The following is a 22842-nucleotide window of genomic DNA, read 5'->3' on the forward strand; positions in this document are numbered from 1 at the left end:
CACGGCGATACGTCGTGAGGGCCGCCCTTCAAGCCGAACCCGCGGACTCGGCGCTCCCCTAGACGCGCATCGGAAAGGAGATCCCGGTGACTTTCGGCGTTGTCGCGAGCGAAGAGCCCCTCGTGGCGGAGTTGATCGCGCTGGCGTTCGAGTCGGCGGGACACGTCGGCCTCGTCTTCGAGGATCTCAGGCACGCCACTCGAGTGCTCCAGGAGCTCCACGTCGACTTGATCGTCCTGGACATGGATCCACCCGACGGGAGCGGACTCGAGTGGCTGGAGACCATGGCCACGGAGTGGCCCGATCTCTCCTCGCGAACGCTGCTGCTCTCGCGAACCTCGCTGTCGCCCGAGGAGGCGGCCCGCGTCGGGAAGCTCCGAGTCGAAGTCGTCCACACGCCGTTCTCCCTCGTCGCCGTCGAACGCGTCGTGACGGGGCAGCTGCAGAAAGCCGGATTCGAGCCGTACGCGCCGGAGAGCCTCGGATGGAAACGGGATCCCCGCGCCGAATTCGTGAACTAGAGGGCCGCCGGTCCGGCGACGCTCGCGCCCGAGGAGGCGCTCGATCATGCACGGCACCAGGCGCCGGAGCTCCACGCGGACGGCGCGCGGTGCCGGAGTCGGGGTCGCGTTTTGCTTCTGAACGAAGACGGCGTCCCCGGGGCGTGTACGATTCGAACATGGACCGAATGGGCGCAGAAATACGGAAGGTCGGACGCCCGATGCGATGGGCCGCGCTCGCGATCGCGCTCGGCGCGCTTGCCGGCCACGGATGGGCGGCGACCGACTCCTCCTGCGCGCGCTGGGAGCTCGAGGGCCTCGCGCCGGGAATGAGCGCCGAGGAGGTCCTCGCGAAGCGACCCGCCGCGGGGATGCGTTCGCTCCTGCGCGAACCCGGTGGCGTCGAGACATCGGGCGTGCATTACCCCGGCCCTCCGCTCGACCTGTACGTGGAGTTCGACGGTCGTATCGACCGGCGGCCGCCGCCCCGCGCGGTGCGGGTTCGCGTTGCGATGCCGCCTTCCCCCACGGCTGCACGCGAGATCCTCGAACGATTCGGCCCGCCCCGAGTGGGAGCCGTCGAACTCGAGAACGGTCTCCACGAAGGCACCGCGGTGTGGGTCGACGACCGCTGCGGCGTCGTCCTCACCGCCCAGGTCCCGCCCGCCGACTGGTGGCTGCCGCGGGTCGGGCTGGTCCTCGAGCTGCAGCCTCTCGGCTTCGTCCGAAGCGGCATCGCAATCGCGAATGCGGGGTTGAAGCGGACCCTGGAGCAGGTCGGCGCGACCGCGGAGCCCACCGCGACCCCGCCCGTGGTGGACGAGGTCGTCGAGGAACCCCCCGCGACACCGCCCGTCGTCGAGGAGATCGTCGAGGAACCCCCCGTGACACCGCCCGTCGTCGACGAGATCGTCGAGGAACCGCCCGCGACACCGCCCGTCGTCGACGAGGTCGTCGAGGAACCCCCCGCGACCCAGCCCGTCGTCGACGAGGTCGTCGAGAAGCCCCCCGTCTCCGAGCCGCCGGCCAAACCTGCGACGATCGCCACCTGGCGCCCCGCGATCAAGGCTCCCGCCGCCGCCCCGCCGAACCCTGCGCCGCCCGCGACCATCGCCACCTGGAAACCCGGCGCGGCGGCCGCGCCGTCGCGGGACAACGGGAACGCCAAGCCACCCACGGATCGCCCCGCGGAACGGATCGCGTTCGTTCCGGCGGTGGTTCCGCCGACTGCGAAGTGGCTGGGGTTGAAGGGGGAGGTGACCCTGAAGGTGCTCGTGAAGGTGGACGGCTCCGTGGCCAATCCTCGAGTGGTGGTCGCGCGGCCGGCGGGTCGGGGATTCGAGGAAGCCGCAGTGGATGCGGCGCGACAATGGCGTTATGCGCCCGCCGTCGTCGGGGGAAGGCCGGTCGATTCGGAGCTCGTGATTCGCATCGACTTCGAATGAGAGCGGGCGCCCCTTCCCTTCGGAAGGGAGGCCCGCTCCCGCGTCATCGATGGGTGGTGGTATCGGTGACGCGAAGGGTCCCGATCATGTGGTTGAAGGTCGACTTGAGCTCGGCGTAGTCCTGCCCGGGGGCGATGAACAGCGCGTACACGACGTGATCGTCGGCCAACTCGCGGGTGAACACCGTCACCCGCTCCTCTTCGCCCGTCACCGCGGAGCGTCCGGACAACACGAGCGAGATGGCGGAGGCGCCGTCGATCGTGTCGATGCGCTCGGAGTCGGGGACCGGCGTCAGCGAGGGATTGGTGCGGAGAATCTGACCGACGAGGTCGCGAGTCGCCTCGGCGAGGTTCGTTCGACTTACGTTCCGCGCGCCGACGGCTCCCTGGAACGAGAACCGATCGACGGCCGGATCGGGGTCGTTCAGGAACGGCTGGTAGTGATTGATGACGACGCCGTAGATCAGGTCCTTCTCGGCGCCGCCCGCGTCCACGAACCCGCCCTCGGGCGCGATCGTCACGCCGAAACCGTCGGCCGCCTGGCTGGGGGTCCAGTTCGACGGGTATTCGATCTGGTAGGAACCGTTGCGATGCGCGAACGTCCGATAGGACGTCGCGGGCACCTCGATGCGGAGGTCGCCGTACCGCGTATTCGATACCGCGCGCGGCGACGGGGTGGCGGGCTTGTTCGTGGCGATTTGCTGCATCGACTTCGCGGCCGGCATCCCAGCCAGCGTCGTCTGGGTCCTGCGGAGGTTCCCCACCGGCGCGGTCTCGCGCACGGTCAGCAGCTTCATCTCGTTCCGGATGCGGTTCGCGCGTCCTTCGGGAGCCGGATGGCTGCTGAAGAACTGCTCCACCTTGCTCGGTTCGCGCGCCTGCTTGGAGTTGAGCAGCTCGAAGAAGTCGACCATGTCCTGCGGGTCGTAGCCGGCCCGGGCCATCGCCTGTGCTCCCACGACGTCCGCCTGTTCCTCGTCGGTGCGGCTGAACTTCAGGAACAGGGCGTTGAGCCCGAAGCCGCCGACCGCGCCGATCACCTTGTTGGGTGCCTTGTCGTCTTTGGTGAGGAGCCCGCCGAGGAGGCCAAGGCCCGCCTGCCCCATGTAGGCCTTCGACGCCTGGTTGGTGCCGTGCCGAAGGGCCACGTGGGCCATCTCGTGGGCCATGACGCCGGCGAGTTGGCCTTCGTTCTTCGCGGCGTCGATGAGCCCGCGATTCAGGTACATGTACCCGCCGGGCAGGGCGAACGCGTTGATGTCCGAGGCGTTCACGATCTTGAACTGGTAGGGGAACTTCGTTCCGGGCATGGCCGCCGCGAGGCGCTGCCCCACGGCGTTGATGTAGGCGTCTGCCTTACGGTCGTGGAGGATGGGCAATTGGCTTTCGACCTCGGTCGCGGACTGACGACCGATCTCGAGGTCCTGTTCCGTCGAGAAGAGGTTGAAGCCGGGCTTGATCTTCGTCTGCGCCGCGGCGCCGCTCGCGACCAGAGCCGACAGCGTCACGAGGATACCGAGGTTCAGGATCCGTCGAAGGGGTTCGATTCTCATGTTCTGGGTCTCCTTGGATACACGACCCCATCGTGTGCGGCGGAGACCGGGGAACCCATGGGGTGATGACCCCAACCGGCGGAGGGCGGTAGGGTTAGACCCCATCGAGTTTCCCGGCGCCGCCACCTACCCTGCGAGTTGAACCTCACAGGAGAGAAGGCCCATGAACCTGAAATCCGTGCTCGCGACCCTCCTCATCGTGCTCGGCGTCGTGGCCTTCGCGTACGAAGGCTTCAGCTACACGACCCGCGGCGAGGGCATGCAGCTGGGCCCCATTCACATGACGACCGAACGGTCGCACCGCGTCCCGCTGTCGCCGCTCGTGGGCGGACTCGCCCTCGCGGGCGGCATCGTCTTGTTGGTCTCCGACGGGAAACGACTCGGCGGACCGGCGACGTCATGACGACCTGCAACCTGCTCGATCCAGCTTCGAAGGAGAAGCCATGAACGCCCCCAGATCCGCTCTTCACGCCGCTGCGCCCCTCGGCGCGGCCTTCCTCGCCGTGACGCTGTTCGGCTGCATCCAGCAGCCCCCTCCCCCCTCCTCCTCCGCGATCGACGTCCCGCAGAAGACTTCCGGCGCCTCGTCGAGCTTCCGCGCGGCGGAGCCCAGGGCCGCTCGCGTCACCGTTCCCCAGGGTACGGAAGTCCACATGACCCTGGCCTCGTCGGTCGGCTCCGCCACGAGCTCCGTGGGCGATACGGTCACCGGCACGACGACCTCGGCGATCGTCATCGGCGATCAGGTCGCGATCCCGGTCGGAAGCACGATTCACGGTCGCGTCACCGGCGTCGATCCGGCGACGAAGGGTCTCGACGTCTCCGAGAAGGGCGGCGCGATCGCGTTGGCGTTCACCAAGCTCACGACCCCGGCGGGCGACTCCTCGTCCATGTCGGGCTCGCTGACGAGCATCGCCAAGTCGGGCGGCAAGACGGGCGGCATCATCGGCGGCAGCGCGGCCGGCGGTGCGCTCCTCGGCAAGATCCTCGGCGGCAGCACCAAGGACGCCGCCATCGGCGCCGTCATCGGCACCGGAATCGGCACCGGCATCGCCGCCGGTACGAAGGGCAAGGAAGTCGTGATCCCCGCCGGGACCGACCTCGCCCTGACCCTCGACCAGCCCCTGATCCTCGCGCGGCGCTAAAACGCCGCCGCCGTTCGGCGAAGGGAACATCCCCCCTCAACCCCTTCGCCGGACGGCTTTTTCGGGGCTTCACGGACAATCCTGCCCGCGAGTGCCGTCGGCGCGGGGGGGGGAAGGGGCCCCGCGCAGAGCGAGACCCCCTCCCCGGCGCGCTACTTGATCAGCGTGACGTGCCCCTTGAGCTCGTGCCCTTTCCCGCGGGCGACGACGCGGACGGAGCCGTCCGCCGCGAGGTCGGCGGGCGCCGCCGCTCTCGCGGCGCCGGGCGGGTTCTCCAGCGTGACTTGGAACCGCACCGGCTTGTGCATGCGCTTTCCGGTCGCCATGCCGCTCGCCGCGTCGCGCGGCGCGACCACCTGGCTGGCGGCCAGCGGCGTCGCGTTCTCCACCGCGCGCACGGTGCACTCCCCTTGCGGGGCGTCGCGGAAAACGAACCTCCCGTCGGCGTCCGGGACCGCCTGCTGCGTGACCCCGCCGCAGTCCAGCACGACGACGCACCCGCCGGTGCCCGTGCCGGCGCTCACCGCGGGGCTCGCCGCCTGCGCGCCGTTCGCGAGCAGCGCCTGCGCGAGGATCATGGACACGATTCCGAAGGAATTCCCCATCATCCGTCTCTCCTCGATCGAGTCGGTGCGACTCGTTTCAGGGGTGGACTTGCGCCGAACGCGGCGAGTCCGGTCGGGAGAAAACGTATGGACCGGGACGCCCAAGTCAACCCGGCGGGAGGCGCCCCCGGGCCGGCTCAGTCGAGGAGCTTCTCGAGGTCCTCGAGGACCCGCCGCTCCTCGGCGGAGATCTTCGAGGTGATCCCCAGAAACCCGCCGGCGGATTCCGCGACCTCGCGGGTGGAGCGGAGCACGTTGCTGCGCATCTGCCAGCTCTCGTCGGCGGTGAAGCGACCCCACAGCCGCCCCACGTAGGCCTTCCAGATCGCGAGCAGCTTCGGATCCGGCCTGCGGGCGAGGGCGTTCGCGAGCAGTCGCCGCGCGATCCGGTCCGCCGCGACGCCGCGCTCCTGCGCCGCCTTCAGGATCGCCTCGCGCTCCCGATCCTCCAGCTTGCCGTCCGCCCAGGCGACGACGACGAGGGGGATGAGCGCCACCGCCAGGGCCGTCTCGGGAGTGATGCCCAGGGCGACGAGGCGATCGAGGAACTTCTCGTCCCGGATCTTCACGACCTCGCGCAGCATCGCCCGGCGCTCGCCCTCGTCGGTCTTGCGCCGCAACTCGTCGAGCAGGTCCGCGTTCTCGCCGGTGAAGAAGGCGGCCTCGAGTGAGGCCGCGTCGTGCCGGAGATCGGTCCCGTGCGACATGAAACCCCCACGACGGCGAAGGCCCGGGCCGAAGCCCGGGCCTTCTGTTCGCGCCGGCGTTCACCGGCGTGTTGTCTGGTCCCCCCGTGGGGGGCCTTTGAGGACAACGAGAAGTTACTCCCCCGGCAGACGGAAGGCAACGTGGACCTCAATCGCGGCTCTCGGCGATCCTCCGGGCGGCGTCGATCTGGCGGTCCTCGCCGATCACGGCGACGCGATCCCCGTCCTCGAAGACGGTGGACGACTTCGGGTTCGGGACGAGCGTCCCGCGCCGGATCAGGGCCACCACCGACGCGCCGGTGCGCGAGCGCACATCGGCCTCGGCCAGCGTCTTGCCGATCAACGGGCTGCCCCGCGAGAGCCCCATCCACGTGATCTCGAGGCCCTTCGAGGCGCGGAGCAGCTCCTCGAGCGACCGGTGCTCGGCGTCCGAATCGATCCGCGCGTCGTAGTGATCCCTCCGGACGGATTCCGCGTACTCGTGGGACTGACGCAGGGGATAACCCAGGCTCAACAGCGTGTGGTGGACGAGCTCGAGGCCTCCCTCGAGCTCGGGGTGAATGACGTGATGCGCGCCGGCTTTCGCCAAGCGCCGAACGCCCTCTGCCGTCGCGGCACGGGCGATGATCCTCAGGTTCGGGTTGATGTCCCTCGCCGAGGTCACGATCACGAGGGCCGCGCTGTCCTCCGGAACCGTGCTCACGAGCGCGCGCGCCCGCTCGAGCGCCACCTGCGTGACGACCTCCGAGTTGGCGGCATCGCCGTACAGCGCGGGGATGCCCCGCTCGTTGAGGACGGCGATGCGGTCGATGTCCGATTCGATGACGACGAACGGGACCCGGAGCGACTGGAGCACGTCGACGAGGTGTTTCCCGACCCGCCCGAACCCGACGACCACGACGTGCTCCGTCAGCCGCTCCTCCGCGACCCCCGAGAGGGGCCGCAGCGATTCCTGCGGCTTCCAGTAACCCGGGACGCGGCGGAGAAGCGTCTCCAGGCGCGGACGGGCGCGGAACAGGAACGGGTTGACGGTGATGGAGAGCGCGGCGCCGGCGAGGAGGAGCGAGTACTGATCGAGATCGAGCAGGCCGAGCGACAACCCCGCCTGCCCCAGGATGAACGAGAACTCGCCGATCTGGCTCAGTCCCACCGCGACCACCAGGAACGTGCGCGCCGGCCTCGAGAAGAACAACCCCATCAGGATGACGATCAGGCCCTTGCCGACCACCACCAGAAGCGTCAGCAGCGCGACCTGGCCGAGGTGTGTCCACAGAAAGGCGGGGTTCACGAGCATGCCCACGGAGACGAAGAACAGCACCGAGAAGGCCTCGCGAAACGTGAAGATGTCGGCTCCCACCTGGTGGCTCAGCTTGGATTCGCTGATGACGGCCCCCGCGAGGAAGGCTCCGAGGGCCAACGACACCCCGAACAGCTCCGAAGCGGCCATGGCGGTTCCGAGCGTGATCGCCAGCACGACCAGGACGAACAGCTCACGGGACCGCATGTGCGCGATGCGCTCGAGAAGCCACGGGATGATCCGCACGCCCGCCACGAGCATGATCCCGACGAACGCCGCCGCGGTCAGGAGCGTCCGGGTCAGATGAGCCCAGTCGATCCCGTCCTGCCCGCTGGCCATGGCCGGCATCAACAGGAGGATCAGGACGGAGAACAGGTCCTCCATGACGAGCCAGCCGACCGCAACCCGGCCGTGCGAGGTGTTCAGCAGGGAATGGTCCATCAACCCGCGCAGCAACACGACGGTGCTGGCCACGGAGATCGACAGCCCGAGCACGAGACCCGCGCTCCAGGACCATCCCCACGACCGCGTGAGGACCACGCCGGCCGCGGTGGCGAGCGCGGTCTGGACCAGCGCGCCGGGAATCGCGATGTCGCGGACCCGCCGGAGGTCGGAGAACGAGAAATGCAGCCCGACGCCGAACATGAGGAAGATGACGCCGAGTTCGGCCAGTTGCCGGATCGTCTCCAGGTCGCTGACGAACCCCGGCGTGAACGGCCCGATGGCGATCCCGGCCAGCAGGTAGCCGACGATCGTCGGAAGCCCGAGTTTCCTTGCGGCGATCCCGCCGAGGAACGCCATCCCCAAGGCGACGGTGATGTTGATCAGCAGGGGGACATCGTGCACGGCGTCGTTCCTCGAGAGGCTTCAGCCTCGAACCGTCGAGTTGCGAGCCGGAAATTATCGCCGAGGTTCCCGCGACGCGTGCTCCCCCTTCTCGCGAGGAGGCTTCGCGAGCAGGGGAACCACGCGTCGACCCACGACGACGACGAGGCCGGCCGCTACGATACCGACGACGAGCCCGCCCGGGTGGACCGCGCGAAGCGGCGCGATCCGCGACCAAACGGTGCCGCTTCCCCCCGGTGCGACGACCACGGCCCCGTCCCCGTACAGCTCGAAGCCCGCCCAGGCGACGTCCGCGACGCCGGCCTCGATCCGGTCGCGCCGGACGCGGGCGAAGCCGTCGGACAGCCGCCGTCCGCGGGCCAGCTCCGCGGCCAGATCGCTCACGAAGGCCGCCGCGTCGTCGTCGCGAACCGGCCACAACGAGGCCACCACGGCTCGCGCACCGGCCCGGAAGAAGGCGCGGGTCAACCCGAACACGCCCTCTCCGGACAGGAGCTCCCCCCCGGCGCTCGAGCACGCGGACAGGACGACCACCCGGCCCCTGAGGTCGAGCGCCGCGATCTCGGCGGCGGTCAGCAGTCCGTCCTCGGAAGGATCCCCGCGGGCCAGGACGATCGCCGCGCGATCCGGACGGGCGTCGTCCACGACCGCATGCGCGGCGAAGTGCACGACCCCGTAAGGGGCGAGATCGGTCGTCTTGATGAACCGTTCGGAGGCCGCCTCCGCGGTGACGACGCGGCTCTCGCCGCCGAGCAGTCGCACGAGCCACGTCGCCTCGTCCACCGCCCGGGGGATCCTCCCGTAGGCGGAACGGAAGACCGCGACCTGCGCCGAGTCCTTCGTCTCCGGGTCGGCGACGGCGAGCGCCGACGGCGGAACCGATGCTCCGCCGCGCGCGGCGAGCCACGCGGACGCTGAAGGGGCGATCGAGATCTCGTAGCGTGAGGCCAGGCGGGCGTCGCCTTCGCCGGTCGGCAGCGCGGCCACGGGGAGGCGGTGCATCCCCCGATCGGGGACGACGACGAGGCGCCGCACCGTCGGAGCGACCGTGCGCAGCGGCGCTTCGAAGAGCTCGGCGTGCAGTCGCCGCCCCGCGCGCGACGCGCCGGGATCGCTCGCGTCGACCAGGCCCAGGTAAAGCTCGATCCTCGGCTCGAGCTCCACCGACTCGCCGACCGGCACGACGCGGACGCGCTCCCGCTCGATGACGAACACCCACGACCCCCCGCGGTCGTCGAAGAGGTGGATCTCGGGATGTTCGAGCCGCGTGGAGAGCTGGAAGACGAGCATGGCCTCGTCGTCGGCGAGCGTGCGGCGGAGCGACGCGAGCGTCGCGGAGCCTCGCCGCCCCCGTTCGGCCATCTCGAAGGCGACCGCCAGATCCTCGTCGGAAGGTTCGCCGTCACCCAGGGTCCTGCCCGCGCAGGTCGCGTACCAGCTCCCCCACTCCGCCGCGACCCGGGCGGCGATCAGCGTGTCGGACTGCCCCGCGTGCAGCGCATCGACCGCATCGAAGGCCGCCTCGCAGGCCGCGATCGCCTCGGCGCGTCGCGCGAACCTCCACTGCACGTGACTCCGGGCGAAGAGGCTTCGCACGACTTCGTCGGGGCTCCCGCGCGTTTTCGCCGCGTCGATCGCCTCGTCGACGAGGGCCAGGGCCTCGTCGGGTTGCCGGCTGCGCACCGCGAGGGCGCGCAGCGCCTGTACCTCGAGGCGCGCGTTCCCCAGGTTCCGCCCGACGTCCAGGGCCCGACGGGCGAGCTCCCCCTGTCGCTCGTCGGGGACGGACCGCAGCCGCGCGAGCAGCAGGCAGGCCGCGGCCTCGGCGGCGGGGTTACCTGCGGCGACGGCGCTGTCGACCGCCGCCTGCACGAGACCCGTGACTTCCTCGACGGAGATCTCCCCTCGCTCGAGCAGGCGTCCGGCGAGGACCGCGGCGTTCGAGCGCTGCGTCGACTCCTCGAACCGGTCGCCGCGGATGCGACAGCGCTCGGCGTCGGCGAGGTAGGCCTCCAGCCCCTCGCGGTAACGGCCCGTCGCCCAGGCGACGGCCCCGAGACCCCCCGCGACCGCGGAGGCGAGGTCGTCGGGACCCTCTCGGAAAGCGACCGTCCCGGCGCGCTCGAACGCGGCGCGCGCCGCCGCATAGTCGGCGAGGCGGATCGCCTGCCATCCGCGCTGGGCCTCCACGCGCGCGCCGACGACCGCGTCCTCCGATCGCGCCGCGGCCGACGAAGCCGCCCCGAGCTGTTCCTCCGCCTCCGCGTTCCGGCCGCCGTACCCCAGGTACATCGCGTACCAGACGCGCGCGCGGGCCTCGGCGTAGGCGTCGCCTCCCGCGACGAACCCGTCGATGGCCCGGCGGTACGACGCGTCGGCCCCGGGATCACGCAGGTCCGCCAGGACCCCCGCCAGAACGATGCGGGCGGCGTCGTTCGCCGGATCGACCGCCACCGCCGCCTCGAGCCGCCGCCTGACCTCGGGCCAGGCCTTCTGCTCGCGCGCGGCCATGAAGAAACAGGCCCAGCGATCGACGGCGTGTCCGGTTCCCCGCAGCCCCGCCTCGCACGACTCGATCGTCACGGCGCGCACCGGCGCCGGAGCCGCCGCCAGGATCGCGACGCCCAGCAGCGTGCGCCGGGCGAGCCGTTTCACTCGACGCTCGCGCTGAAGCTCGGCGAGGAGACGCGCCGGCCGTCGGTGAGCACGGCGTCGACCTGCCAGACGATGGTGGCGCCGCGCGGCAGGGAGCCGAGGGCCTCGGCGGGGACGAGGTACTCGGTCCCCGCGAGGTTCGGTACCGTCGCGAGCACATCGAGGTCCGCGGTCGCGACCCGGAGCCGGTAGATCGCGCCGGGCTCGACGGGCGACCACCGGAGCCGGAAGTGGTGTCGCGCAAGCGCGGCCCCTTGGGGCACGAGGGACGCGATCTCGCGGCGCGTCCCCTGCCGGTATTCCGGCTCGGGCCCTCGAGGGATCGCGATCCAGAGCGAGGCCGCCGCGATCAACACGGCGGCCGCGGCGAGCCAGTAGGGACCCGATCGGCGGGGCGCGGCGACCTGGACCGGCGCCGCTCCTGCGGCGACCGCCAGGCGCCAAGCCTCCGAGCAGGCGCCGCAGACGGCGAGGTGGTCCACGACGCGGCGCCGCGTTTCCGGAGTCGACGCACCGCAGACCGCGTCCCAGATCGCCTCCGCCTCGGGGCAAGGCGCCGTCGATCCGGAGGGGTCGGCCGTCGACGCGAACGCCGACTCGAGGTCCTTCACGGCTTGAGCCCTTTCGCCTCGAGGCAGCGGCGGAGATCCGCCATGCCCCGGTAGACCAGATTCTCGGTCCGCTTCTCGGACCAGCCGAGAATGCGCGCTCCCTCGGGAACGGAATGTCCCTGCAAGCGAACGACGCAGGCGAGCCGACGGTCGGCCGCGAGCGTCGCGAGACAGGCGCGAAGTCCGCGGGCGATCTCGCGCGAGGCGGCGGCGCGCTCCGGATCGCCCCGTTCGTCGACGATCATGCCCTCCTCGAGGCCCTCCGGGGCCTGAACCTCCCGGCTGCGCCGTCGCCGACGGATCTCGTCGACCAGGGCGCTGAACGCCGCTCGCTGGACATAGAACGGCGTCGCCCTCCAGTTCCCCTCACGCGACTCCTGCGCCGCCACGATGCGCGTGATCGCGACCCCGACGAGATCGTCGGCTTGCGAGCGTAGCCACCAGGGGCAGATGCGTCGCACCGCCTCGGCGAGCCTGGCCCGCAGCTGGTCGTGCCCGATCTCCGGTTCGCTCGAGTGCTCGATCGCGCCGTCGGGCTCGCGCGGAACGCTCATCCGGCTCCCGTCTCCCCGTGCCTCGAATCTCCCCGCGGGCTGAGGGGATCCCGCGACGGACGCGTTCTGTTCAGGGCGAGGAGAGGCCCCATGCTAATCGAGAACCCGGGTCGACGTGCCCCGTACGCCGCGGCTTTCGCGTTGTCCCTGACGCTCACGGGGCCCGCTTGGGCTCAGGCGCCCGACCCCGGCTGGCTGGCGAAGGCCTCCGCGGAGGTCGCCGCCGCCGAGTACCGCTTCGCGGCGGACGAAGCGGGGGCGGCGTGCGCGCCGAACCGGGCCCACGACCTCCGGGCGCGCGTCGCCGGCGACGGGATCTCGATCGAGTCCCGGACCCGCGGAGCCGATCCCCGCGAGGGCGGCTGGCGACTGACCCTCGGCGGCCTGGCGTGGGGGCGGGGCGAGCACTTCGGGCCGGCCGAGCGGGGCGCCGTGACCTCCGAAGGGAATCGCGCGGCGATCGTCCGCATGGGGATCGTCGAGACCTGGATCAACGACACGCGCGGGCTCGAGCAAACGTTCGACGTCCACGCCCCTCCGCCGGGGTCGCGCGCGGGTGGGCTCCTCCGGATCGCCGTCGAACTCGGCGGCGACCTCCTCCCGTTCCTCGCGGAGGACCGCGCGTCGATCGAGTTTCGGTCCCCCGGCGGCGAGCCCGTCGCACGCCTCGGGCACCTTCTCACCACCGACGCGCTGGGGCGCGTCGTCCCGTCGAGCTTCGAGCTCGCCGAGGGGCGCCTGGAGATTCACGTCGACGACGCCGACGCCGTTTATCCCCTCCACGTCGATCCGCTGCTGACGAGCCCGTCGTGGGTCGTCGAGTCGAACCAGGCCGGCAGTTCGCTCGGAATTTCGGTCGCGACCGCGGGGGACGTCAACAACGACGGCTTCTCCGACGTCGTCGTCGGCGCGTGGGGGTACGACGCCGGGCAGACCGACGAAGGGGCGGCCTTCCTCTACCTCGGGTCCGCCTCCGGTCCGTCGACCACGGCGAGCGTGACGTTCCAGGCCGATCAGGCCTCGGCGCAGTTCGGCGCCGCCGTCTCGACCGCGGGCGACCTCAACGGCGACGGCTTCGACGACGTGATCGTCGGGGCCCCGGCGTACGACCCCGGCGTCGCGGACGTCGGGCAGGTCTTCGTCTACCTCGGAGGCAATCCGATGAATGCCGTCGTCGACAAGACGGACAGTCGCGGGAGCTCCGGTTCGAACTACGGCGGCTACGTCGCGCCGGCGGGGGACGTCGACCGCGACGGCTATTCGGACGTCGCCGTCGGCGCGGCGTACCTCGACGACGGGCAGGTCGACGAGGGGGCCGTGTTCGTTCGGTACGGGCACCCCACTTCCGTGTTCGACGCCTCGCAGGAGTGGGCCATCCAGTCGAATCAGGCGAACGCCAGGCTCGGCGCGGTCGGGACCGCAGGCGACGTCAACGGCGACGGGTACGACGATCTCATCGTGGGCGCCTATCTCTACAACAGCGGAGAGAGCGGCGAGGGGAAGGCGTGGGTGTTCCACGGCGGACCCGGCGGTCTCGCGGCGGGCCACAGCTGGTCCGCGGAGCCGAACCAGCTCGAGGCCCAGTTCGGCGTGTCGGTCGCCACCGCAGGGGACGTCGACGGCGACGGGTACGCCGACGTGGTGGTGGGTGCCAACGCCTTCGACAACGGACAGACCAACGAGGGCGCGGTCTACCTCTACCGCGGGTCCGCGTCGGGACTGTCCGCGTCGTACACCCATCGCATCGAGTCGGACGGGCCCGGCGCGCTGCTGGGGACGTCGGTCGCCACCGCCGGGGACGTCAACGGCGACGGTTTCGCGGACGTCATCGCGGGGGCGCTCAACTTCGACGGGGCGGGAACCGATCGCGGACGGATCTACGTGTGGCCGGGAAGCGCCCAAGGATTGCGTACGTCCTCGCCGTGGACCTTCGACGGCGACCAGGACTCGGGGAAGATCGGGAGATCCGTCGCGACGGCGGGGGACGTCAACGGCGACGGGTACTCCGACGTGATCGCCGGGGCCTCCGACTACGACGCGGGCCAGACCAACGAGGGGCGCGCCTATCTCTTCCTCGGATCGGGAGACGGGCTGACGACGGCCTCCCTCGACGACATCGTCCTCTCGGGAGCGACGGTGGACACCGACTTCGGATGGTCCGTCGCCTCCGCCGGCGACGTCAACGGCGACGGCTTCTCCGACGTGATCGTGGGCGCCGAGGGATACGACAACGGGCAGACGGACGAGGGCGGCGCGTTCGTCTACCTCGGGTCGGGAGGCGGATTGCCGACCTCCCCGAACGCCACGCTCCAGTCGAACCAGGCCGGCGCGCTGTTCGGGTGGGCGGTCGCGGGCGCGGGGGACGTCAACGGCGACGGTTACGACGACGTGGTGGTCGGCGCCCCCGAGTTCAACATCAACACCGGGCAACCGGTACGCACCGGGAGGGTCTTCGTGTTCCATGGCGGCCCCTCGGGCGTCGACCCCACCGCGGACTTCCAGGACTCGCACTACGGCACGTCGGGCCCACCGGACGCCAACTTCGGCGAGAGCGTCTCCGGCGCGGGTGACGTCAATGGGGACGGCTTCGCGGACGTCGTGGTCGGTGCCCGGAGCGCCGGCGAGGCGTTCGTGTACCACGGCTCGGGAACGGGCTTGCGCAACGACAACGAGACCGCGCTCGCCGAAGGGAACGAGTTCGGTCGCAGCGTCTCCGGCGGCGGCGACGTCAATCGCGACGGCTTCTCGGACGTGATCGTCGGGCGCCCGGACACTTTCGGCTCCGACTTCGCCTACGTGTACTGCGGCTCGGCGGCCGGGGTCTCGGCGAGTCCCTGCTGGACGAAGGCCGGGACGTTCAGCGGCATGGGCCACGGCGTCGGCGGAGCCGGCGACGTCAACGGCGACGGTTTTTCCGACGTGGTGGTGATCGATCGCGCCTCGGGGGCGAGCAGCGGCCAATGGCAGGTGTTCCACGGGAGCGCGTCGGGGCTCTCCACGACGGCCGCTCGCACGGTCTCCTTCTCCTACCTCGATCGCGTCGGCTCCGCGGGAGACGTCAACGGCGACGGCTTCTCCGACGTCGTGATCGGCGCGGGATCCGGGAACTCGGCCGCGGTCTACCTCGGCTCGTCGACCGGCATCGGCTCGACCGCGGGTTGGTCGGTGACGGGCGCGAACGCCGGCGACCAGTTCGGGCACGCAGCCGCGGGAGCCGGGGACGTCAACGGCGACGGCTTCTCCGACGTGATCGTCGGCGCGTACGGCGAAGGATCGGGTGCCGTCCACGTCTATTACGGCGGCGGTGGGGACGGCCTCGATCGCCGTCCGCGGCAGATCCGGTCCTCCACCACCGCGCCGATCGCGCACGTCGGCAACGCCGACTCGTCCGATCGTTTCAGGATCCGACTCTTCCGGCGGACCCCCGCCGGCCGCGACTCCGTCGGGTACCAGTTCCAGGTCGCCTCTCCCGGGCAGGCTTTCGGTTCCGGCGTCAGCGGAACCGCCGGCCCCGCGGACTCCGGGGTTCCCGGCGCGAACGGAAGCGCCACGGACACGGAGAGGCTGGTCACCGGCCTCCTCCCGCAGACGGTGTACCGGTGGCGCGCGCGCTATTTCTCGCACAACCCTTACTTCCCGGCGTCGCGCTGGTTCGCCGTGCAGGGGAACAACGTCACCGAAGCGGACTTCAGGACCCCGTGCGCCACCCTCTGGTACCGCGACGCGGACGGCGATACGTACGGCACGTCGTCGCTGTCGCAGAACGCCTGCGCCCAACCCACCGGCTACGTCGCGACGGCGGGAGACTGCAACGACGCCGACGACTCGATGTTCCCCGGGAATCCGGAGGTTTGCGACGGGAAGGACAACGACTGCAACGGGACGGCGGACGCCCTCCCCGCGCCGACCGGGACGCCCTCGATCGCCACGATCACGCGAAGCGGCATCTCGGTCACCTTCAGCTGGGCTGCGGTAGCCGGGGCCGACCGCTACGACACGGTGCGCGGGCGGCTTCTCCTCCTGAAGTCGTCGGGAGGCGATTTCACCTCGACGGTGGACAACTGCTCAGCCAACGACGCGACATCGACGTCCGTGACCGACCCCTACCCGACGCCGGTCAACGATCATTTCTACTTCCTGGTTCGCGCCGTGAACTGCGCCACGAACGGCACCTACGACGAGCCGGCGGGGACGCAGGTGGGGCTCCGCGACGCGGAGGTGCAGGGGGCGGCGGGAGGAACGTGCCCGTGAGGCTTCGCTCCGCTCACGGGCACCCCGCCGCCGGCATCCGCTCCGAAGGCGTGGAGTCGAACCCGTAGGTCCCCGCGCCGCAGCCGCTCTGCGCGCGGACCAGGTAGTACCAACCGTCTCCGCTCGCCGGGTCGGGGCGCGCGTCGTCGAAGCTCGTGTTCGCCAGATCGTTCCCGAGGCACGTCGCCGTCGTCGTGCCCGACGTGCGGAGCTCGGACAGCGCCGCCGACGCCACGTCGTAGACCACGCCGCCCCCGAGCCCGGTCCAGGCGATCGTGGTCGTCGTCGATCCGCTCACGGCCACGCCGGCGACCTCCGCGGGAACGGGAATCGTCGCCCCGGGCTGGCAGGTGCCGCCGCCGCAGGAATCCCCCGCGGTGCAGGCGTTCCCGTCGTCGCACGCCGCCCCGTTCGCGAGCGAGGCGCAGGTGTCGGGGACGCAGGCGTTGGGGAGCTTCACGTTCGTGACCTCGACGTCGTCGAGGTAGAGCCCCGCGAACTCCGCCGCGGGGTCCGAGGCGAACCGCCAGCGGAAGCGGACCGCATCGCCGTCCGCGAGGCCCGAGATCGGGTGGCAGCGCCGTGCGTACGCGGTGACCCCGCCGGTCCCGTAGTCGTTGCACGAGGTTCCGCTCGCGAAGGGGCCGTTGAGCACGTTCTTCGTCGCCGGATAACCGCAGGCGTTGATCGGCGGCGACTGCGTGCAGGCCAGCGGCTCCCAGCCGGTCGTGGCATCCGCTACCTCGCAGCCGGAGGCGTTGTCGTTGCTCGGGGCGGGAACGTCGTTCCACGGGCCGCCGTTGACCGAGTACTCGACCGCGACGCCGTCCCAGTGGTACTCGAGCTGGTGCCGCTCCCAGTAACGGAGGTTGAGGCTCGTCGCCCCGGCCGTCAGCGCCGGCGACTGGACCTCGGTGCAGGTGTTCGGCGTGTACGTGTTCGACGCGGCCGGGCCGGCGTTCCGGTAGGCGTAAGCGCCGGACGCGGTGTGGTTCGCGCCGGCGTCGTCCGCGGCTCTCACGACCCGCCACGACGGATCGGAGGTGTTCCCCGCCCCCGCCGCGTTGAGCTGCAGGAACGCCGTTCCGTCGCCGCCGCCGTCGGTCCAGGTGCCGGGCGACGGTTGCGTGCCGGGGCCGTAGGCGGTCCCCGGGACGACCGCAGCGTTGGTCTCCTCGTTGCCGCCGCCGCAGGGCCCGCCGTTCCCCGTGCTGTCGTCCTCGGCGCGCACGACGTAGTAATAGGTGACGCCGCTCGAGAGCGCGTTCACGTCGGTGTGGGAGCTCGGTCCGGTCACGCAGGTCGCGATCCGGCTCGCGGCGGAGGGGACGAAGTCGGGGGTGGTCCCGCGGTAGACGTTGTACCGGACGTTCGGGGTGAGCGGGCAACTCGTCGTCGCGGGGTTCCACTGCAGGGTCACGCCGCAGTTGGTCCCGTTCGCGCTCGTGCCGGACGCCGCCCCCGCGAAGCTCGGCTTCAGGTTGCACGTGCCGGTCGCCGTCGCCTCGGTGCACCCGCTTGCGACGAGCGACTGGCACTTCCCCGCCGCGTCGGTCGCCGCGATCACGCGGTAGGCGTAGGACAGCCCGCCGAGGACCGACGTGTCCGTGAAGGTCGTGGTCGTCCCCGGGACGGAGGCGAGCGGCCGGTAGAGCCCGGGGTTCGCGCAGGTGCCGTCGGCGCGTTCGATCGCGTAGGCGCCGGGCGCGGGGACGAGCCCGGTCCAGGACACCGTGATGCGGTTGTCCGCCGGCACGGTCGCCGCCCCGATCGTGGGTGCACTCGGCGGTCGCGTCGTGCACGCCGTCGCCGGGCAGAACCCCGCGCCGCTCCCGTTCGGCCACGCCGCCGAGGCGACCCGGGTCGACCAGTTCCCCGCCGTGGCGAAGTACTGGCCGACGTACCAGAAGGTGCAGTCGTCGAAGGGATCGACGCTCATGCTCGTGTAGTCGCCCCAGCGGGCGTTGGTGTTGTTCGCGGTGCCGGTGACGATCGTCGTCTCGGCGACCGTCATGCTCCCCAACGGGTCGTCCTTGGAGCGGCCGGTGAACCGGATGCTGTGGTTGTCCGACCCCGCGGTGAGCCCCGTCGTGCTGTACCCCACGAGGATGTTCTCCGCCGTATCCATCGCGACCGAGGGCATCCAGCGGCTGCGCCCGCCGGGGACGTCGGCGACGGTTCCCTGCTGACGCACACAAGGGAAGGCGGAACAGACGGCGTCGGGAGACCCGGAGAGGCGGAAGTCGTACCACCGGACCCCGGAGGCCACCCCGGATACCGAAGGATCGACGGAGTGGCTCACCACCAGCGACTCGTGGTCGACGAAGTTGCGGTACGCCGCCCGGAACATCAGCCGGTCGCCCAGCGAGGAGAGCGTTTGGGTGGTGCCCGGCTGCGGGATGCAGTCCCCTCCGCCGTTGCAGGCCCCCGTGGCCGGCGCGATCGGAATCACGGCCTGCCGCGTACGGGTCGTGTTCGCGGGCGTCTGGAAGTCGACCTTCATCCGGTACAGATGCATGGACGCCCCGTGCACCGACAGGAAGATCCCCGGCGCGCCGGTGGGCGGGGGCGCGAAGCCGTCGAGGTCTGCGGGCATGTGCCCGCCCTCGAAGGGATCCTCGATCACCTGCCACGTCGCGTCCGGGCTCCCCGCGATCATCTTCCCGCGGTCCATCGCGGCGAACAGCGCCGCGACGTACGAGCCCGAGGAGGACGTGAACGCGTGCGCCATCAGGTAATAGGCGTCCGACCACGCGCCGAAGTGCGGGTAGTCGCCGAAGCGCCCGTTCGGCACCGCGAACGCCCACCGGAAGTACGCTCCCGCCGCGTTCGCGCCCGTCGAGACCGCCACGCACTGGTAATACGTGCCGTTCGCCGGGCTTGAGGTGAACTGCGAGATCAACCAGCGGTTCGCGAGCTTGTCGAAGAGGACGATCGGGTCGCCGCTGTTCTGCGTCTCGCAAGCACCGCCGAACCCCGACCAGAGCGTGTTGATGTTGATCGGACCCAAGAGCGAGGTCGCGGTCTTGTTCGACCGGTTGAGCGACCAGACCTGGTAACGCGTGTTCACGGTTTCCACGAACTGGTTGTTCCCGACCGAGCCGTTGCTGTCGGACGGCGTGAGGCCGACGGTCCCGACCCCGGGGAAGTTGAACCCGATCGTCGGGGTTCCCGTGAGGAACGTTCCCCCGGCGGGGGCAGGCTGCGCGACGGGGTCGGGGACCCCGGAGCGGATCCGGCGCCACGGCGGGAGCAGCGGGTTGCGCGGCGGCTCGTCCTCGCGCTCCACGGCGACCGCGGGGGCGCGCGCGGCCAGGACCTCGAGCGGCTCGGAGACGTCGAAGTGGGAGGCGGCGACGGCGTAGACCGACTGCCCCTGCGCGTTGCGGTGGGAGGTGATCGTGTCGGTCCTGGGGTACGGCGCGATCTTCGCCTCGCGATCGCGCTCGCCCCCGCTCGGCAGCGCGGGGGCGACTTGCTGGAGCTCCTTCTTCTTCGGGGCGGTGTCCCTCGCGGCGACGTCGGGAGACCCGACGGCGAGCAGGCACGCCGCGAGGCACACCCATGCGGTTCGGCCGATCGATCGAAGCATCCGCAACCCCCGGCGCGCCGCCCGGCCCGGGAGGGCCGTGCGGGCAGCCGGAAAGGTACGCCGCTCCGGCCCGATCCTCCAGCCCGACCCCGCGCGGACCCTACCGTGGCCGGGGAGCGGAATCGACCTCGATCTCGTCCACGACCACGCGGAGGCGATTCGGCCGCCCGGCCGCCTCGACCTCGATCCGGTGGGGGAAGAGGAGCCCCTGGGTCTTCTTGAAGTCGCCGAACGTGGTGGTGACCTGGACGGGCCGCCCGCGGAACCGCCGCGTCGACACGCTTCGGACGAGGTGGTGGGATTTCACGTCGAGGTAGTCGTGGCGCACGACACCGCTCGCGAGCGTGATCTGCAGCTTGTAGACCTCGCGGCCGTCCACGAGCTCCCGATTGGCGAGCTCCACCCGGTGTCCCTTGGCCTTCCAGTCGACGAGCGGCCCGTCGAGATCCGCCTGTTCGACCGCCTCGGCGACGGCCTCGGCGGGAAGCGGCGTCGGGTCGAACCGTCCATCCAGCGGAGAGCTCACCCAGCCCTGCTTCCCGTCGGAAACGAGCACGGAGGTGACACCCTGGACGGTGAACTCGAACCGAGTCCGGGCCGGCCGCGCCAACTCGCGTTTCACGAGGGCCTCCCGGCCCGCGCCGGCGCTCGCGCGCCCCTTCTGCACGAGCCGCTGAACGGAGCGGATCTTCGTCAGCCCTCCGCGCGCGGCCAGGTGCTTCGCCACGATCTCGTCGACCGACGGCTCCACGGTGGTCGCGGACGCCGGCGTGCCGGCCGAGATCGCGACGAGCGTGACCGCGGCGATCGCCATCCGCGCGCGGCTCACCGGCCACCTCGCGCCGGAAGCTGGGCCGGTCGTTTCGGCCGTTGGCCTCGATTCGGGGTCGAAGGCCAGTACGTCGTTCCGTAGCCCCATCCTCCCCAGTAGACGGGCTGGCCCGAATCCCGGTCCGCTTGCGCCTCACGGGCCTCCTGCTCGGCTTCGTCGGCGCGGCGCTGGGCCTCGAGCGCGGCGATCTCGGCTTGCGCGGCGCGCCGCTCGGCCTCGTAGGCCGCGGCCTCCGACTGCGCGACCTGGACTTCCGCCGCGGTCATCCACTCGCCGTCGTACTTCACGTAACCTCGCGCGCGGTAGCTCTCCTCCTCCGTGACCCAGCGACCGTCGAGCTGGACGAATCCCAGCGCCTGCCTGGCCTCCGCGTCGTCGGGCGAGACCGTCAGCACGTGCTCGTACGCCTCGCGTGCCTGCGAGGACAACCCGCGCTGCGAGGCCCAGCGCCCGAGGCCGCGCCAGCCCTTCGCGTCCTGCGGGCCCAGACGGCTCGCCCGCTCGTCGTATTCGTCGAGCGGCGTCTTGCCCTTGACGATGCGGTCGACCGAGGAGGTGGGCACCCCGACGATGCCGTCGCCGATGTCGACCTTCACCACCTCGTCCGTCTGCTCCACGATCCGGCCGGAGATCGTGCCGGCGTTCTTGAGGAAGACCTCGTCGGCGAGCAGCGAACCGGGCGTGAAGAGGAAGCAGGAGCAGGAGAGAACCAGGAAGAACCGGTGTTGTCTCAAGGGGAACCTCGCGGGGGTGTCCAGCGCCCCCTTCAGCCGGGGGCCGGTGTCAGATCCACGATCTCCATCCGATGATTGCTCTCCGGATGCTCCGGCGAAGGTCCTTCGGTCCGAATCGCGTAGTCTCCTTCGAGGCCTTCGTCTCGGACCCACCGGCGGATGTAGGCGCTCCGGTCTTCCGTGGAATCGGGTTCGAATACCGGCTGGACCCCGTAGCTGAACTGGAGTCGGCGGCAGGTGGCCTCGTCGGAGCTGATCGCCACGATCCAGACCGGCAGCCGGAACAGGGTGATGTTCCGCGCGGTCGCACCGGACCTCGTGGGTACGAAGACGGCTGCCGGCGACGCGTACTTCAGGCTCTCTTCCACGGACAGGGCGATGAGGTGTCCGGGCCGCAGTCTCCCCCTGAGGTCCACCCCGCGGTAGAGCTCCTCGACGGACTTCTGGCGCACGTGAGGCTCCACGGCGGCCGCGATCTTCCCCAGCATCGCCGTGGCCTCCACCGGGTATCTCCCCATGGCGGACTCGCCGGAGAGCATGACGCCGTCGGTTCCGTCGAGGATCGCGTTCGCGACGTCGGTGGCCTCCGCCCGCGTCGGGCGGGGATTCCCGGTCATGGACTCCAGCATCTGCGTGGCCGTGATGACGGGCTTGCCGCGCATGTTCGCCCGGCGCATGAGGTCCTTCTGGACGACGGCGATCCGCTCGATGGGGACCTCCACGCCCAGATCCCCACGGGCGATCATGATCCCGTCCGCGGCCTCGAGGATCTCGTCGATCCGGTCCAGCGCGCGGTCGCGTTCGATCTTGGCGATGACGAAGGGGCTCTTCCCCAGCGACGTCGCGGCGGCGCGGACCGCTTCGACGTCCGCGGCGCTCTCCACGAACGACTGGCTCACCGCATCGACGCCGTGCTCGAGCGCGAACCTCAGGCATTCGCGATCCCGCTCCGTGAACGCGCGGATGCCCAGGTCCACGCGGGGGACGTTGAGTCCCTTGCGGGACCGGATCTCCCCGCCGACGACCGTGCGGCACGTCACGTCGCTCGCGGACACCCGCACCACCTCGAGCTGAATCAACCCGTCGTTCAGATACAGCGTGTCCCCCGGGCGAACCGTCCTGGGCAGGGGCTCGAAGGTCACCCAAGCGCGGGTCCGATCGCCCAGGATCTCCTCCGTGGTCAGCGTGAAGGGATCCCCCCGCTCGAGGTACACCGGTTCTTCCGCGATTCGACCGATGCGCATCTTGGGCCCGGGGAGGTCGGCCATGATCGCGACTCGACGCCCCGACCTTCGGGAGGCGGCGCGGAGATTCTCGATGACCCGTCCGTGGCTCTCGAGAGCACCGTGGGAGAAATTGAGGCGGGCCACGTTCATCCCCGCCAGGAGCATCCGCTCCATGACCTCGGGGGCTTCCGAGGCGGGACCGATCGTGCAGACGAGCTTCGTCTTGTGAGCGGGCAGGCTCACGCTCCACCTCCTTCGGCGTCGGAGCCGACGCGGGCGCCGCTCAGCGG

Annotated in this window: 16 protein-coding genes; 5 read left to right on the plus strand and 11 right to left on the minus strand. The window is 70.9% G+C overall.

All coding sequences use genetic code 11. The annotated features are described in order from the left end of the window. Positions 1 to 86: 86 nt before the first annotated feature. Together VF139_17970 and VF139_17975 are read left to right on the plus strand one after the other, a co-directional pair. Entirely contained in the window at positions 87 to 521 is a 435-nt protein-coding gene (locus tag VF139_17970; GenBank protein ID HEX6853289.1) for a response regulator, read from the plus strand. Between the two features lie 158 nt (positions 522 to 679). Beyond that, positions 680 to 1945, plus strand: coding sequence for a TonB family protein (locus tag VF139_17975; protein HEX6853290.1), 1266 nt, complete (start codon positions 680 to 682; stop codon positions 1943 to 1945). Positions 1946 to 1988: 43 nt separating this feature from the next. Here the strand turns inward: VF139_17975 and VF139_17980 are convergent, their stop codons facing one another. Then, entirely contained in the window at positions 1989 to 3497 is a 1509-nt protein-coding gene (locus tag VF139_17980) for a M48 family metallopeptidase (GenBank protein HEX6853291.1), read from the minus strand. A 163-nt stretch (positions 3498 to 3660) separates the two neighbouring features. Between VF139_17980 and VF139_17985 the strand changes: the two genes are divergently transcribed. Both VF139_17985 and VF139_17990 read left to right on the plus strand, forming a co-directional pair. Further along, on the plus strand, positions 3661 to 3900 hold the full coding sequence (locus VF139_17985) for a hypothetical protein (protein ID HEX6853292.1): 240 nt from the start codon (positions 3661 to 3663) through the stop codon (positions 3898 to 3900). A gap of 40 nt (positions 3901 to 3940) precedes the next feature. Then, positions 3941 to 4642: a hypothetical protein gene (locus tag VF139_17990; protein ID HEX6853293.1), complete on the plus strand. Its 702-nt coding sequence runs from the start codon at positions 3941 to 3943 to the stop codon at positions 4640 to 4642. A 152-nt stretch (positions 4643 to 4794) separates the two neighbouring features. On the opposite strand, the gene VF139_17995 is transcribed toward VF139_17990, so the two are convergent. The 6 genes from VF139_17995 to VF139_18020 all read right to left on the minus strand — a co-directional run bounded on the left by VF139_17995 (position 4795) and on the right by VF139_18020 (position 11917). Further along, entirely contained in the window at positions 4795 to 5250 is a 456-nt protein-coding gene (locus tag VF139_17995; GenBank protein ID HEX6853294.1) for a hypothetical protein, read from the minus strand. 134 nt (positions 5251 to 5384) lie between these two features. Next, positions 5385 to 5954, minus strand: a complete 570-nt coding sequence (locus VF139_18000) for a hypothetical protein (GenBank protein HEX6853295.1) — start codon at positions 5952 to 5954, stop codon at positions 5385 to 5387. A gap of 148 nt (positions 5955 to 6102) precedes the next feature. Then, a complete protein-coding gene (locus VF139_18005; GenBank protein ID HEX6853296.1) occupies positions 6103 to 8097 on the minus strand; it encodes a cation:proton antiporter in 1995 nt (664 codons plus the stop codon). Positions 8098 to 8151: 54 nt separating this feature from the next. Continuing rightward, positions 8152 to 10752, minus strand: coding sequence for a CHAT domain-containing protein (locus tag VF139_18010; protein HEX6853297.1), 2601 nt, complete (start codon positions 10750 to 10752; stop codon positions 8152 to 8154). Continuing rightward, positions 10749 to 11363 carry a hypothetical protein gene (locus VF139_18015; GenBank protein ID HEX6853298.1) on the minus strand — a complete coding sequence of 205 codons (615 nt, stop codon included), beginning with the start codon at positions 11361 to 11363 and terminating at the stop codon, positions 10749 to 10751. Before VF139_18015 ends, VF139_18010 begins: the two co-directional genes overlap by 4 nt. Continuing rightward, positions 11360 to 11917, minus strand: coding sequence for a sigma-70 family RNA polymerase sigma factor (locus tag VF139_18020; GenBank protein HEX6853299.1), 558 nt, complete (start codon positions 11915 to 11917; stop codon positions 11360 to 11362). Before VF139_18020 ends, VF139_18015 begins: the two co-directional genes overlap by 4 nt. A gap of 90 nt (positions 11918 to 12007) precedes the next feature. Here VF139_18020 and VF139_18025 point away from each other — a divergent pair, with 90 nt between their 5' ends. After that, positions 12008 to 16168, plus strand: coding sequence for an FG-GAP-like repeat-containing protein (locus VF139_18025; protein ID HEX6853300.1), 4161 nt, complete (start codon positions 12008 to 12010; stop codon positions 16166 to 16168). 13 nt (positions 16169 to 16181) lie between these two features. On the opposite strand, the gene VF139_18030 is transcribed toward VF139_18025, so the two are convergent. The 4 genes from VF139_18030 to pyk all read right to left on the minus strand — a co-directional run bounded on the left by VF139_18030 (position 16182) and on the right by pyk (position 22795). After that, complete coding sequence (locus VF139_18030) at positions 16182 to 19760, minus strand: hypothetical protein (GenBank protein HEX6853301.1); 3579 nt, start codon at positions 19758 to 19760, stop codon at positions 16182 to 16184. A 100-nt stretch (positions 19761 to 19860) separates the two neighbouring features. After that, a complete protein-coding gene (locus VF139_18035; GenBank protein ID HEX6853302.1) occupies positions 19861 to 20589 on the minus strand; it encodes a hypothetical protein in 729 nt (242 codons plus the stop codon). Then, positions 20586 to 21326, minus strand: a complete 741-nt coding sequence (locus VF139_18040; GenBank protein ID HEX6853303.1) for a hypothetical protein — start codon at positions 21324 to 21326, stop codon at positions 20586 to 20588. Before VF139_18040 ends, VF139_18035 begins: the two co-directional genes overlap by 4 nt. 32 nt (positions 21327 to 21358) lie before the next feature. Next, positions 21359 to 22795, minus strand: a complete 1437-nt coding sequence (pyk, locus tag VF139_18045) for a pyruvate kinase (GenBank protein ID HEX6853304.1) — start codon at positions 22793 to 22795, stop codon at positions 21359 to 21361. Positions 22796 to 22842 lie beyond the last annotated feature (47 nt).

This window comes from Candidatus Polarisedimenticolaceae bacterium (assembly GCA_036376135.1).
Lineage (GTDB): Bacteria > Acidobacteriota > Polarisedimenticolia > Polarisedimenticolales > DASRJG01 > DASVAW01.